The organism is Kitasatospora sp. NPDC085895, from assembly GCF_040702125.1.
GTDB classification, from domain to species: domain Bacteria; phylum Actinomycetota; class Actinomycetes; order Streptomycetales; family Streptomycetaceae; genus Kitasatospora; species Kitasatospora arboriphila.
Genome location: NZ_JBFBJY010000009.1, coordinates 1 through 13389 on the forward strand (window position 1 = coordinate 1; position 13389 = coordinate 13389).

Annotated in this window: 11 protein-coding genes and 1 pseudogene; 5 read left to right on the forward strand and 7 right to left on the reverse strand. The window is 70.6% G+C overall.

Features of this window, described 5'->3' with window-relative positions:
* The first annotated feature begins 146 nt into the window (after positions 1 to 146).
* The 3 genes from AB0442_RS07970 (at position 147) to AB0442_RS07980 (ending at position 5132) form a co-directional block, all read left to right on the forward strand.
* Complete coding sequence (locus AB0442_RS07970; RefSeq protein ID WP_366161477.1) at positions 147 to 542, forward strand: hypothetical protein; 396 nt, start codon at positions 147 to 149, stop codon at positions 540 to 542.
* A gap of 1007 nt (positions 543 to 1549) precedes the next feature.
* Complete coding sequence (locus AB0442_RS07975; protein WP_366161478.1) at positions 1550 to 2596, forward strand: Ku protein; 1047 nt, start codon at positions 1550 to 1552, stop codon at positions 2594 to 2596.
* Positions 2597 to 4010: 1414 nt separating this feature from the next.
* Positions 4011 to 5132: a hypothetical protein gene (locus AB0442_RS07980; protein WP_366161479.1), complete on the forward strand. Its 1122-nt coding sequence runs from the start codon at positions 4011 to 4013 to the stop codon at positions 5130 to 5132.
* A gap of 830 nt (positions 5133 to 5962) precedes the next feature.
* On the opposite strand, the gene AB0442_RS07985 is transcribed toward AB0442_RS07980, so the two are convergent.
* Both AB0442_RS07985 and AB0442_RS07990 read right to left on the reverse strand, forming a co-directional pair.
* Entirely contained in the window at positions 5963 to 6703 is a 741-nt protein-coding gene (locus tag AB0442_RS07985) for an alpha/beta hydrolase (protein ID WP_366161481.1), read from the reverse strand.
* Between the two features lie 426 nt (positions 6704 to 7129).
* Complete coding sequence (locus AB0442_RS07990) at positions 7130 to 7858, reverse strand: TetR/AcrR family transcriptional regulator (RefSeq protein ID WP_366161482.1); 729 nt, start codon at positions 7856 to 7858, stop codon at positions 7130 to 7132.
* A gap of 91 nt (positions 7859 to 7949) precedes the next feature.
* Between AB0442_RS07990 and AB0442_RS07995 the strand changes: the two genes are divergently transcribed.
* Both AB0442_RS07995 and AB0442_RS08000 read left to right on the forward strand, forming a co-directional pair.
* Positions 7950 to 8810, forward strand: a complete 861-nt coding sequence (locus tag AB0442_RS07995) for an SDR family oxidoreductase (protein ID WP_366161484.1) — start codon at positions 7950 to 7952, stop codon at positions 8808 to 8810.
* 179 nt (positions 8811 to 8989) lie between these two features.
* Positions 8990 to 9253 (forward strand): annotated as a pseudogene (locus AB0442_RS08000) (VOC family protein); the annotation flags it as partial.
* A 334-nt stretch (positions 9254 to 9587) separates the two neighbouring features.
* Here AB0442_RS08000 and AB0442_RS08005 read toward each other — a convergent pair.
* The 5 genes from AB0442_RS08005 to gvpJ (AB0442_RS08025) all read right to left on the reverse strand — a co-directional run bounded on the left by AB0442_RS08005 (position 9588) and on the right by gvpJ (AB0442_RS08025) (position 13237).
* The gene (locus AB0442_RS08005) at positions 9588 to 9800 is read right to left on the reverse strand and encodes a hypothetical protein (protein WP_366161485.1); all 213 of its coding nucleotides are present in this window, start codon (positions 9798 to 9800) and stop codon (positions 9588 to 9590) included.
* 752 nt (positions 9801 to 10552) lie between these two features.
* Positions 10553 to 10987 carry a CBS domain-containing protein gene (locus AB0442_RS08010; protein ID WP_366161486.1) on the reverse strand — a complete coding sequence of 145 codons (435 nt, stop codon included), beginning with the start codon at positions 10985 to 10987 and terminating at the stop codon, positions 10553 to 10555.
* Positions 10988 to 11239: 252 nt separating this feature from the next.
* Positions 11240 to 11980 (reverse strand): GvpL/GvpF family gas vesicle protein, encoded by a 741-nt coding sequence (locus AB0442_RS08015; protein WP_366161488.1) that lies wholly within the window; start codon positions 11978 to 11980, stop codon positions 11240 to 11242.
* Positions 11981 to 11983: 3 nt separating this feature from the next.
* Positions 11984 to 12403 carry a gas vesicle protein GvpJ gene (gvpJ, locus tag AB0442_RS08020; RefSeq protein WP_366161490.1) on the reverse strand — a complete coding sequence of 140 codons (420 nt, stop codon included), beginning with the start codon at positions 12401 to 12403 and terminating at the stop codon, positions 11984 to 11986.
* A gap of 381 nt (positions 12404 to 12784) precedes the next feature.
* A complete protein-coding gene (gene gvpJ / locus AB0442_RS08025; RefSeq protein ID WP_366161491.1) occupies positions 12785 to 13237 on the reverse strand; it encodes a gas vesicle protein GvpJ in 453 nt (150 codons plus the stop codon).
* Between the last annotated feature and the right edge of the window lie 152 nt (positions 13238 to 13389).

Here is a 13389-nt window from a genome sequence, read left to right on the forward strand (position 1 = left end):
CCTTGAGAAGCTGAATCATCACAGGTCGAGGCACCCTCCTACGCCTATCTCATGCTCCGTCACTAAGCCTGGTCACCACGGTGAATTGGTGAGGCTGGGAGCGACGCCTGCCCGCCCTCGCGGGCACCCGGCGCACCGTCGTTCCGGTGGTCGCCGTGGACCACCTCGCCGCCTTCCTCGCCGAGGTCCCGCACCACGACAGGGAACCGCTGCACCTGCACACCGTGCTCGACCCGGCCACGCCGCCGCTGCCCGAACTCGTCGCCCTGGCCGCCGAACGCCTCGGCCTGCGCCCACCCCGGGTGGTGCTGCCCGTCGGCCTGGTCCGCAGGCTGCCGCGCGCACTGACCGGCGTCGACCCCGAGACACTCTCCTTCCTCGCGGAGGACACCTACGACACCGACTCCGCGGCCGCCCTGGCGCGCGCCGCCGGGCTGACCCACCCGCCGGTGCAAAGGCTCATCCAGGACTGGGCCGCCCGCCTGGTCGCCGACCGGTTCCCCGGCGCCGCCGTGCCACCCGCGCCCGCCGCGCGCCCGTGAGAGCCGCCGGTCCGGTCGCCGCACACAGCGCGGCCTGCCGCAGGCACCGGGCGATCAGACGGCGGCCTGGATCCTCATGCGAAGCGTGAAGGCCGTTGCTGCCGCCGTGGGGGGTGAGGCCGTGCAGATGGGCGATGCCCTGGCCGGGAGCGTCCAGCAGTGCCTCGGCTCTGGCCGGTCCGTCGCCGGTGCGCAGGGACCAACCGGCCGGGCGCGGGACGGGATCGGCGTCGTGCGTGCCGGGTTCCTGGTCCACCAGGTGGGGGCCGATGTCACGGTGCCAGTAGTGCTGCCCCATCAGCGGGGTGGAACCGGCAGCGCGCAGGGCCTTCGCGGTGGCCGGCCGGAAAGCTCAGCGCAAGCCTGCGATCGCAGGCCCGGCGGCCGGATGGACCTGCCGTCGCGGGCTTACCGAGGCGGATGGCCCGACGCCGACGCTCGGGATGCCGCAATGGGCGGCCCGGCCCGCGCGCCGTGCCTACGCCGGGGGCCGGACCGCAGCCCCTTGCACGCTGGGCTGGGATCGCAAGGGGCAGTCCGCGCCAGGCCCACAGGGGGGGCGAGGCTGGGTCTGTAACCGCGGCAACCCGCCCGTTTCCACGGGGAGCCGCGAATGAGACTGTAAAAACCGCCGCAGCAGCCGGCCCCGGAAGACGCGCCGCACATCACCCGGGTGGCCCGCAACGGAGCCCGAAAGTTCAGCCTTCCTCGCACAGCCCCGCCCAGCTGGATCCCCGCACGCCCCGGCTCCGTCGCGGGTCCGCGGGTCCGCGGGTGGCGCCGAATGCTCAGAGCAGGCCGCCCGGTCCCCCGCCCGGACGGGGTAACGCGCCCGCCCTCAGCACGGAACCGCCCGAAGCTGCGCGGCCGGCGGCGCCGATGCCGGCCTCGGCGCCGCCGGAGACTCCGGAGCGCGTCAAGGTCCGCCAATTCCCGCCCGTCGAACGAGGACCTCGGCAAGTGGTCGCACTCCGTCGCCCAAGGCGCCGGGCCGGGGCCCGGGAATTATGATCGATCCGACGCCGAGCAAGTGCCTCCGCCACCGGGACACCGGCGGATACGGAAAGGCCGTCATGACTGGACCAGTGTGGACCGGCGCTCTGACTATTGGACTCATCACTCTGCCAATAGCCCTGTACAAGGTGGTGGAAACACACGACATCAGCTTCCACCGAATCGAACGCGGCACGTCCGACCGGGTTCGCGTGCAATGGGTGAACGAGCGAACCGGCGCCGAGGTGAGCTTCCAGGATCTCGAAAGGGGATTCGACGCCGGAGGCGGGGAATATCTGACGATCGAACCGAGCGAATTCGAAGAAGTCCCGAACGGGAGATCGAAAAATATCGAAGTGCTGGAATTCGTAAACCTCTCCGAGATTCCCCCGGCCCATTTTCGCACGCCCTACTACCTCGGCCCGCGAGGAAAAGAGCACGCGAAGACATACCAGTTGCTGGCCTCCGCAATGGAGCATTCGCGGCGCGCGGGAGTCGCCCCGTTCTCGATACGCGACAGGACGCACCTCGGCGCCGTATACAGCGAAGGTGGAGTGCTGACGCTGCACACCCTTTACTTCGCCGACGAGATACGGGATCCGCATCGCGAAGTCGACCACCTGCCCACGGGCGGAAGAGAATTCGGCGATGCCGAACTCCGGATGGCCGAGCGGCTGATCGACCTTCTCACCACCACCTGGAACCCGCAGAAGTATACCGATGCACGCCACGAGCAGATCCGCCGGATCGTCGAGGAAAAACTGGCGACCCGCGAGATGGACGCGCTGCGCCAGAGCCTGGCGTCCTTCGGCGAGGACGCGGAAGACGGGCATGGCGAGGACCATCCGCAACCGGATGAGGGCGGCCCCACCCCCAGGGGGGAAACCGACAGGAATTTCCCCAGAAAGCCTGGCCGACAGCAAGAAAAGGCAAGGAAGGAAATTTCCGCCCTGCCAAGAAATGAGCTGTACAGACGTGCCCGGGAGCTGGACATCCCACATCGGTCCACCATGAATCGCAAACAGCTCATCGCCGCACTGCTAAGGGCGGCCAATAGCTGACGCTTTCCGGAACCCTCCGCCTGCGGCGGCTGGATCGCCGGCGCCCTTCTTGCCGGCCGCAGGCGCAGCTCAAGAAACTTCAGCAACGGGGTGCCCGGGACGACCGCAGACAGCCGGGAAGTGTGCAGAAGAAGGGGAGCAAGGTCCTCGGCCTGCGCTCTGCCCACCGTACCGCCAACGCGCTACGCCACGGCCGCGGCGAAGACCACTGCAACGGCCCACAGCAGCCGGCCCCGCCGTGAGTGTCGCGGCTTCAATGGTCCTGCTCACCCATCGCCGCGGCGTCAGCACTGCCCGCCGTGGGGGGTCGGCCGTCTCCAGTCCCCCACACCCCGAGGTCAGCGACCAGTGCATCCCACTCCGGGTCAGGCTGGCCGGGGACACTCCGACCAGCTTCACGCCACAAAAGGCTTAGGTGGGCGTAGATCGGCATATCCGGGAAGTGCAGGACTGTTTCGGCGCTTCCCCGGCGCGGTCCCGGCACCGCTTTCGGCATCGTCACACACGAAGAACGATGCCTCCTGCTGTGAGGCACGCCCTGCCAGCGGCATCCGGGGCAGATGCCGGCCGAGGCACCGTCGGCGGGCAGCGTGCCGAGCCGCCGACGTGAGCCCGGCGATTCCATGGTGAACATGATCCACATCTGGCTTCGGGCCTTTCCGGAAGCAACCCTGCCGGACGGGGGGTCGGAAAAGCAGGTTGGAGGGCGGGAAGCCGGAGTCCAGAACGAGCGGCATCCCGGTGGCCGGGCTTCCTCGAGCACGGTCACCCGCCACGGCAGCGCTGCCCGCGATGGAAGGAGAACGCGCGGCTCCGGTCGGCTTGCACAGGACCCCGAGCCGTCGGGCATCCGGGGCTTCCGCAGATCGGACAGGCGCGCGGTGCTCGCTCTGATCACTGTGTACCTGCTGCCGGGAGGGCCCGGCCCACCACGAGCGCCCCCGTGGCGGTCCGGGCCGCAGGCCCGGACAGACGAGCCCCATCCAGGCTTCTCACACAGGCCGGGTTCACCCCCCGTCCACCACCGCCCAGGACGCCCACCACGCCCGAGCAACCCCTGACCGCCGCCGGGCTCACCGAGCTCGCCGCCCGGACCGGAATCCCGTCATCCGCCCCGCCGACCGCGGAGACCTGCGGCGGCAGCCGCCTCGCCCATGCACAAGGTACGCACCCTAGTAAGTAACCGAAGGAAACTAGCGGATCATCACATCGCCCGAATGCACGAAAATCTTCCGGGTCGTTCGATGGACATTACCGGCCGCAAAGAATCGATACACCCTGCGGCCCACTGCGCCATATGGCGGGGAGAGCCGGTTCGTGAGCGTGTCAGAGCCTCCGGGTACCAGAGATGACCGAGAATCTCTGAAACCATCCGAGCAACAGCCAAACTCTGCCCAGACACCGAGGAGCGTGCGTGCCTAACCAGGAGTGGCTCCCCGACCAACCCGTCCGCGTCGGCCGCATCGACTGGCCCGAGCACCAATCGGACGAGGTCTTCCTGCGCCTGCAGACAGGTCAAACCGTTGTTCTGGACCGTCAGCCGTGGCAAGTCCTGGAAATCAACGAATACCCGTACTCTCAATGGCCGAGGACCTACCAGGAATCTTGGTACGAACACGTAGAGCTGTGGAGTCATTCCGAAAATCTCCATGGCGCCCACAGGACCACGATGCCCCCCGACCGGGCCAGCTTCTACAAGCGCCCCGTGATCCTGGTCCTGCGCAATGAAAACCTCCCCAGGTCCACGCCGAAGCACTGGTGCGCACCGGCCAGCCATGACTGGCACGTCCTCCCGGAACACTACGCGGTGTGCCGGACCTGCGGCGAACTCCCCCCTTGCCGCAACGGGGAACACCGATGGAACGGCGGCCCGCGGCGGACCGAGCACACCGGCTCCGCCCGCCTCATCGTCCCACCAGGATGCTGCATGGGATGCGCCGAGCCCATCAAACCCCGGATGCGAAGCGTCACCTTCCCCGGTGCCAACCTGTGGTATCCCGAGCTCGGCGAAGGAAGCGCGGTCTTCCACGCCCGCACCCACTGCGTCGACCACGTCGAGGACTACCGCAGGGAATGGGAGACTTCATACATCCAAAAACCACGCTATTCATCCAGCCCGTTGTTCCAGGAAGCCCGGGAAGAAAATTCCGTTCCACCGAGGGCACGTCCGGTGGAGGATCAGTTCAGGCTCGCTGAAGGATCTCCCCAGGGCGGCAGTTTTTCTCTCACGGGAGATTCGCCAGAAATCCTGCGCCGAGCACATGCAGGGCCGGCGGACATCCTTCCAGCGCCCTCCCTCCCGGCCCTTCACCCGCAACCCCGAGTCGCCTCTCCTCACCCCCTGCCCGGAGCGCGCCTCGAATCCAGCCCTCTCGCACAAGTCTCCGGAACAACCGATCACGCCGGGTACCTCCCGGATCTGCGCAATCCGGAACAGGCCGCACGGGTGATCGAAGAACTCACCACAGCTGTACGCAATATCGCCGCCTACCTGAACAACGGAACCGGCGCGCAAACCTACACAAGAATCCCATGACCCCGTTCGCGCCTCCGACGTCCTGCCGGAGCAGCCTCTGGCGCCGGCGCAGTCGCTGCATCTGCCACGGGAACAGAGCAGAAGCCGACGAAGGAGCCGCGCGGCACCCGGCCCGGATCCACCACCTTGTCGGCATCCGGGCCGGTCCGGGCGCTTCTTGGCGCTGGCATGCCGCACAGGCACGGGGCAGATCACGAACCGGGCACATCGGGCGCCACCAATGCGGCGGCCACCACCCCCCGGCCACAGCCGGGATCCGCGGTTCGTAGGATCGGCCCGCGACATCCGCCCACCCCCGGTGCACACTGCGGCAGGCCCGCCGACTGCTCGGCTCCGAGTGCGCCCCGCAGACACGGCCCCGCCGCGACGCTGCACCTGATCACCCGCACCCGCCCGGACGGCACCCGACGTCTCCCGCTCCGGGATCCGTCGAGAGCTCCCGCGAACGCGGCGGGCGCCATACCGCAGGACGGCCGGGGTCCGTTCGACACCGCTCGGCTCTCTCAGGGCCGGGCCGGCCGGCGCGTCCGTGTCCGGCCTCCTCGGGTGACGACCCTCTTGGGGAACGTACCGGCCGCTGCGGGCGGGCGGTGGCACGGCCGCTCCAGGCGGCCCGCGACAAGGTACGGGTTGAGCCAGAACCGGAGTTCGGGCAGCACCCGAAGCTCTTCAGAAATCGGACAGTCCATGACTTCAGGCAGCACGGGCCCCTGCCGAGAGTTCAGCAGGGGCCACGGTGCAGCGAGTTGCAGAAGACCGGGGCCCGTCCCCGATGAACGGCGTGTCGGCCGACATCAACTACCGTCTGCCGCCGGTCCGACGGCCCGCCCTCACTTCAGGTGCCGCGTGAAGAACCGGGCTGCGACGTCCCCCGCGAACTGTGGGACGCCGGTGTGCCCGCCCATGTTGGCGTGCAGGGACTTCTCCTCGGAGCCGAAGGCGTCGAACAGGTCCAGGGCTGCCTGCCGGTCGTTCCCTTCGTCGTCCCACTGCAGCATGACATGCAGCGGGATGGTGACCTGCCGGGCCTCGCCGAACATGGCGCGAGGCACGAAACTCCCGGCGAACAGCACGGCGGCCGCAATGCGCGGCTCGACCACCGCCAGCCGGATGCCGATGGAGATCACTCCCCCCGAGTAGGCGACCGGACCACCGATCTCGGGCAGCGCGAGGATGGCGTCCAGGGCGGCCTGCCATTCCGGGACCGCCCTGTCGACCAGCGGGAGGATGAGGGCGTCGACGATCCCGTCGCTGACCGACTCGCCGGCCTGCATCGCCCGGCGCAGGTCGGCGCGGGCACGTTCGACGGCGGGCCAACGGGGCCGGTCGCCGCTGCCGGGGAGCTCGATGGTGGCCGTGGCGAAGCCCTCCGCCGCGGAGTGCCGGGCCCGGTCCACCAGCCGGGGGTACATGGTGCGCAGCCCGAGGGGCGGGTGGCCGAGCAGGATCAGCGGTACCGGTGCGGATGTGGACGCGGATGCGGGCGTCCACAGGATGCCGGGGATCTCGCCGAGGGTGAATTCGCGTTCGACGACTCCGTCGTCGAGGTGCTGCTCAGAGGTGAAGTGCACGGTCGTGCCTTTCGGGAGGGCTCAGAAACGGCGCTCCCGGACGACCTGTCGTCCGACCGTGACCCCGGAGGAGAGCACCCATGTCGATACTGCGTTCACGGGTACCACCTCCTCGTTCTCTCGCACGGCCTCCGGAAACCTAGCAGTGGTCGCCTCGTCCGCCAAACGGTTTTTGCGCGCCCCCGCCCGCTCGGTACTGCCGAGACGGGCAGCATCGAGCGGGCGACGGTCAGACGGAGAAGTCGGCCTGCCGGTTGCGCCGAACAGGCCCTGCCGGCGGACGCTCCTACGACGGCCAGGTCCGGGTTCTTCGACCGGGGTCACGGTCTGCGCGCACGCGAGCCGGCCGTTGTCCCGGTGGCCACCGCCTCGTCGAACGACCTCTCCTCGGGAGGTTCAACCCGCACGAGGAAGCCTGACGGGGGGTCAGGCCTGCGGCACGCCACCGTCTGCCGCCAGGCGGGTGAGCCACTCGCGCAACAGGCGCTGCTCGGCGTCGCTCAGGACGTCCGCGTCGTCGGGGAGGGCGGCGCGCAGCGCGCGGGCCGCCGGGGCGGGGCCGGCCTCCGCGGCGGGAACCGTCGGTTCGGCGCGGGTGACGGCGGCGACCATGGACTCGCGCAGGATGGTCAGCAGTGCCGGATTGCGGCGTTCCGCAGGGGTGGAGTGCCAGGTGATGACCGCGCCTCGGCCGGTGGCCTGGATGATCTGGGCGGCCAGTTCCTCGTCGACCCGCAGCCACCCCCCGGCCGCCAGCCGGCGCACCCGCCCGTGGAGGATCTCCAGGCCCGCGCGGTGTGCTGCGTCCGACCCCCGGCCGGTGGCCCGGTTCATCACCGCGAACAGCTCCGGGCGCGAGACCCCGAACTCCACCACCAGGTCCCAACCACGGCGCAGTTCCTCCACCGGGTCCTGCGGGGCGGGGTCGAGCTGCGCGCGCTTGCTCTCCAGGAACTGTGCGTAGCCGTGCTCGGCGACCGCCTCCAGCAGCCCCTCCTTGTCGCCGAAGAGACGGTAGATCGCCGGCGCTTGCATCCCGGCCGCGGCGGCGACCGCGCGGGTGCTCACCGCGTCCGGGCCGCCGTTCTCCAGGAGCTCGACGGCCGCCACGACGATGCGGTGGCGAGGACTGTCGGCGGTGTCGTGCATAGGCATGAATCGATGATATCGAAGGCTTGCTTCCATCGTTAGTTCCGGTGTTAACATCAACATGATTCCATCGGAAACAGCATGGGGGAGAACATCCATGATCGTCGTGACCGGAGCCACCGGAAAGCTCGGCCGCCGCACCGTCGAGCGCCTCCTGGAGCGCGTCCCCGCCGACCACCTCGGCGTCAGCGTCCGCGACCCCCGCAGGGCCCAGGACCTCGCCGACCGCGGCGTCCGCGTCCGGCAGGGCGACTTCGACGACCCCACCTCGCTCGTGCACTCCTTCGAGGGCGCCGAACAACTGCTCCTCGTCTCCCTCGACCGCACGGGCGAGGAGTGCGTCACCGGCCACCGCGCCGCCATCGACGCCGCCGTGAAGGCCGGCGTCGGCCGCATCCTCTACACCAGCCAGATGGGCGCCGCCCACCACTCCCGCTTCCAGGCATGCCGCGACCACGCCCGGACGGAGGACCTGCTGCGCGCCACCGGCCTGCCCTGGACCGCACTGCGCAACGGCTTCTACACGGCCAGTGCCTTGCTGTTCCTGGAGTCCGCCCGCCACACCGGCGACATCGCCCTCCCCGCCGACGGTCCCGTCGCCTGGACCGGCCACGACGACCTCGCCGAGGCGACCGCGGCGATCCTCGCCGACGAGGGCCGCTTCGAGGGGCCCACCCCGCCGCTCACCGGCGCGGCGGCGCTCGACTTCGACGCCGTCGCCGAGATCGCGACCCGGGCCACCGGACGGCCCTTCACCCGCACCGTCGTTCCCGACGACGCCTTCCGCGAGCAGGCCCTGGCGCACGGCACCCCGGCCCCGATCGCCGACCTGATGCTGAGCATCTTCGCAGCGGCGCGGAACGGCGAGTTCACCGCCACCGACCCGACACTGGCCGAACTGATCGGCCGAGAGCCCGCCACCTTCCGCACCCTGCTGGAGCACGCCTGGGCCGCATAGACCCGGCGGGGCGCGCACCCGCAGAGACACACCAGGAGAACGCACCGTCATCTTCGTTGGAAGCCCGCGTCCCTGACGCCCGGAATTTTCCCCCCGGGCGTCAGGGGCTTGCTCGTTCGCGCCGCCGCCGAGCAATGACCTGCTACGGCGCCTGCCCCGCCGGGCCCAGAGCCCCGCCGCCCACCGACGACGAACCCGAGGTCGTCCTGCGCACGCCGGAGGACCCCGACACGGTCTCCAGCTTCCTCAACGTACGGGTGGCGGACATCCACGACTTCTACGCCAGGGCGAGCGCCAAGGGGGCCGAGTTCCTCGCCCCGTCCATCGACCGCCGAGCCGAACTCCGCTGCTACGTGCGCGATCCGGACGGCTACCTCATCGAGGTGGGCCAGGCCACCGGGCTGCTCAAGGGCATCCTGGCGCGCGTCGACACCGAAGCCTGACGAAGGCGCCTCACCGATGCCTGGACCGGGCTCCCACGGATGGCGGCCAGGGTGCTCGCCGCGTTGTTCACCACGGACAGCGGCGGCCTCGCCTCCACGGAACCCGTGCGACGCCTGCACGTCAGCCCCGCGTCCGTCTCCAAGGCCCCGGGCCACCGGGAAACCCGGGCACTCGTCGAACGCGAACGTGATCCCCACAGCCGCGCCGAACGGTACGCCGTCGACGACGACGTAGCGTTCCAACCCGTCATGGCTGGGTGGTATCAGAAGCCGGGCGCCAGGAAATCCAGCCGCAGCCGATCTGCCCGTACGTGAGAACGCGAATCGCGGATTCTCAGTGCCAGCCGGTGTACCCGTCCTGACCTCCGGGCCCGGGGTCTCCGTTGGACAGGAGGCCGATCAGGCCGCAGACCACCACGATCAGCACGAGCAGGACCAGCCAGAAGGTGTCCTCGGGCCCGGGACGGTACGGGCGCGAGGGGCGGCCGGTCCGGTCACCGTCTTCGCCGTCGCTGCGGCCTTCGGCGGCGTCGTCCTCATCGAGCACCTTGCTCTCCCTCCCCCGCAGGTCCATGGCCGTGGGGCACGGCCGGCGTCAAGCCCCTTGTGCGTGGACTCCGGCCTGTGGAAAGTCACTTGTAGGGCGGCATGTTGTAGGCCGGGCTTCCGGGGCTCCAATCCATGTGGGACACGAGGACGGTCAGGAGGAGAACCACGACGATCACAACGAGCACCCCCACCCAGAAACCGTCCGCGGGTCCGGGACGGTGCGGCTGCGGTGGGCCGCCCGACCGGTCGCCACCGCCTTCACCGGAACGGTCCTCGGTATCACTGTCCCCATCGGGTGCCACGGCCCCTCCTTCGCGCCCAGGGCCATGGCACCGCCCCGGGCAGCAGGCGTCAAGACCGCCTGCGACGGCCGGCCTCACCCGCACGCCCGGCACCGGCCGGCCGCCGCCCCGGGAAAGGCCGGCGCAGCACCGGTCGGCGCTCCACCACTGTCACTGACCTGACCCGCGCCACCTGCCGAGCAGGGATGCGACGGCCTGGCCGATCTCGCGCATGGACGACGGGTGACCCCCGGCGCTGGACCGAATCCCGATGCCCTCGACGACCCGGTACTGACGCTCCGCCAGACCTGCCTCGTCGGTGCGGATGCCGAGTCCGGTGCCGTGACCGGGCGACGCACAAGCACCTCGTGCCGCAGACGGCCTGCGGAATCCGGAGTCCGATCCCGTCCGGAGCCGGTGGACCGTCTGGCAGCGTTCGGCAGCGGGGCCCGGGGCTCACGGCGTCCGTTCAGGCGTCGGGGGCGGCGAGGAGGACGGTGACGCGGGTGCGGGTGAGGATGCCGAGGAGATGTCCGTCCTCGTCGACGACGGGCCACGGGTCGAGGCCTCTGACCCGCATGGTCACCGCGGCGCGGGGTAGCGCCAGGGTCGGCCAGGCGAACGGGTCGCACCGGCGCATCGCGTCCTGGACCTGGGAGTGGTCGCTGTACCAGGCGCAGGCGAGGAACGGGGTGATCGAGGACGGGGTGACCACGCCCTGGCAGCGGCCGTCGTCCGTGCACACCAGCAGGCAGGTGGCACCGGTGTCGGCGAGGAGGCGCCCGGCCTGTTCGATGCCGGTGCCCGGGGTGATGCGCGGCCCGCACGGCTCCATCGCGTCCGCGACCGTCAGCCCGCGCCCGGCGGCGGCAGCCGGGACGGTCGGGCGGTTCCGGGCAGTCATGGCGTCACGAATCCTGCCCCGGCGCCGCGCCCGTCGCCGGTACCTGCGTGTCCGGGACGAGGCCGGCGTGGCAGCCGGGATCGACAAGCCCCGAACACTGCCTTCAGCCTACGCCGCCCACCGGATCCGGCCTGCACCGCTCACCGCCTCGAACGTCTACGCCAGCAGGGAGCAGGGGCCGCATGCCGCGAGAAGGCGCGGACGGTGCGCTCGTGGCTCGGCCCCGGGGCCGACGGGTCGGCACGGCGGTGGTCAGCCGGTGCTGTCCGCCGGCGCGGGTTCCTGGACGAAGGTGTAGGGCGGCAGTGGTCCGTGCAGCCTGAGGTGGCAGTCCTCGCCCAGCTGCTCGGCGAGTTCCTGCCCGGCCGCGGTGAATTCCTCGCTGCGGTCGTCCTCGACCAGGAAGGAGGCGCTGACGAAGTCGTCGCCGCGGGCCTCGTTCTCGTGGACCTCCCGTGCGAAGGGGCGCAGTGCCGCGACGGCTTCGGCGGCGGCGGTGTTGTGGCGGGCCTGGATTTCGCGGGTGGCGAGTTCGCCCAGGCGGATCTTGACGTTGGGGTCGCCGGTGCGTCGGCTCTCCTCGTTCAGCTGCCGGGCTTCGGTGGAGTCGGTGAGGATCTGCCGGAGCAGGGCCTCCTCGTCGTACTGGCCCTTGAGGAGGTACTCGGTGCAGCCCGCCAGGGCTTCGAGGCGTTGGTGGTAGGTGTCGGTGTGCTCCTGGAGGGCGTCCCGGACCTGTTGTTCGTCGGTGGCGGTGGCGCCGAACTGGAGCGGCAGGACGGGGCCGTCCGCCATCAGGTGGCGCAGGACTTCCTGGTGGGCGAGGACGTCTCGGCGTCGGGCTCGCAGGCCGTCGGGGACGGTGCTGACGATCGCGGTCAGGTCGGCGGCGGTGATGGTGGAGAGTTCCTCGGGCGGGTCACCGACGCCTGTGACGCCCTGCAGGCGTGCGGGGTGGCTGTGTGCGGTGATCGCGTAGACGTAGAGGGCCATGTCTCATTCCTTCGACCGGGTTCGGCGCGGCCTGGCGGCGGGTTCTTCGTCGCGGTCATGGGTGTACTGGCGGATCGTGTCGGTCACGGCCTCGACCGCGCCGGTGAGCGCGCCCTTGGTCTTCCCGTGGGCGGCGCCCTGGCTCATTTCGCCGGGCAGGTCGGTCAGCCGGGAGGGGGCCTTGCGGCCGGATTCCAGGTCGAGGCGGTTGCAGGCCTCCGCGAACCGCAGGTAAGTGTCCACGCTGGCCACCACGACCCGTACGTCGATCTTCAGGATCTCGATCCCCATCAGGGAGACCCGCACGAACACGTCGATGACCAGGCCACGGTCCAGGATCAGTTCCACGACGTCGTACAGCGTGCCGGTACTCGCGCCTCCCGTCGCGGGCGGGCCCCCACCGCTCTGCGGCACCACGGTCATGACGCTTCTCCTCTCATCGGGCGTCCCGGCGGCGCGCACGCGGTCCGCAGCAGCGCTGCGTTGCGAGGACGGCCGGGTGGGCTCCCGCCCGGGCCGGGCTCCCGGGCGCGGCCCGGCGGCCGCCCAGACCAGTTCCCGCCGTCGCTGCGGTGAGGGGTGGTCTCCTCGTACCGCGCGTCCACCCGGCCCGGCCGAACAGCGGGGCCTGGGCGCGTTCGGGCGGTGGTACGGGCATTCGTCGGGGCCCTCGGCTGCTGCGACCCGACCGGCGGTGGCCCGGCCGGCTCCGGCACGGTGCGCGGCGGCGTTCCTCGGAGACGGGCCCGGGCGTCCGGTCGCCTCGCCGTCGCCGCGGGTCGTGCGGTGCTGCGCGCTGCTCGTTCACTCGTCGCGGTGCCGGGGTGCGGGCCGCGACGAGCGCCGCCGGGTGGGTGCGGGCTCGGTTTCGCGCTCCTCCTCGTCGCGTCCGCCGATGGTGTCGGTGATCGACTCCACGGCGCTGGCGATGGCCCCTTTGCTCTTCTTCTGGGCCACGCCTTCCACGGCCTTGTCGGTGCCGTTGCTGATCATGTCGGTGAGTTTGGTCGGGGCCTTGCGGCCGGATTCCAGGTCGAGGCGGTTGCAGGCCTCCGCGAACCGCAGGTAGGTGTCCACGCTGGCCACCACGACCCGTGCGTCGATCTTCAGGATCTCGATCCCGACCAGGGAGACCCGCACGAACACGTCGATGACCAGGCCACGGTCCAGGATCAGTTCCACGACGTCGTACAGCGTGCCGGTACTCGCGCCCCCGGTCGCTGGAACGCCTCCGCTGCTTTGCGGTACCACGGTCATGCTGGGTCTCCTTATCGTCGGACGCCTCCACCGGTGCCGTCGCGCCGGAAGGCGGTGTCGCCGTCGCCGGCCGGTCCCTGCCTCGTGGTCGAGCGGCACCCGGCGCGTGGCCCGCCTGCCGGCTCCGCCCGGGCACGGGCTCGTCCCCACCG

Excerpts from the sequence above, each read along its gene's own strand:
- AB0442_RS07975 (WP_366161478.1), top strand. The coding sequence starts at position 1,550 with ATGATCGATCCGACGCCGAGCAAGTGCCTCCGCCACCGGGACACCGGC.
- AB0442_RS07990 (WP_366161482.1), bottom strand. The coding sequence starts at position 7,858 with ATGCCTATGCACGACACCGCCGACAGTCCTCGCCACCGCATCGTCGTG.
- AB0442_RS07995 (WP_366161484.1), top strand. The coding sequence starts at position 7,950 with ATGATCGTCGTGACCGGAGCCACCGGAAAGCTCGGCCGCCGCACCGTC.
- AB0442_RS08010 (WP_366161486.1), bottom strand. The coding sequence starts at position 10,987 with ATGACTGCCCGGAACCGCCCGACCGTCCCGGCTGCCGCCGCCGGGCGC.
- AB0442_RS08015 (WP_366161488.1), bottom strand. The coding sequence starts at position 11,980 with ATGGCCCTCTACGTCTACGCGATCACCGCACACAGCCACCCCGCACGC.
- gvpJ (WP_366161490.1), bottom strand. The coding sequence starts at position 12,403 with ATGACCGTGGTGCCGCAGAGCGGTGGGGGCCCGCCCGCGACGGGAGGC.
- gvpJ (WP_366161491.1), bottom strand. The coding sequence starts at position 13,237 with ATGACCGTGGTACCGCAAAGCAGCGGAGGCGTTCCAGCGACCGGGGGC.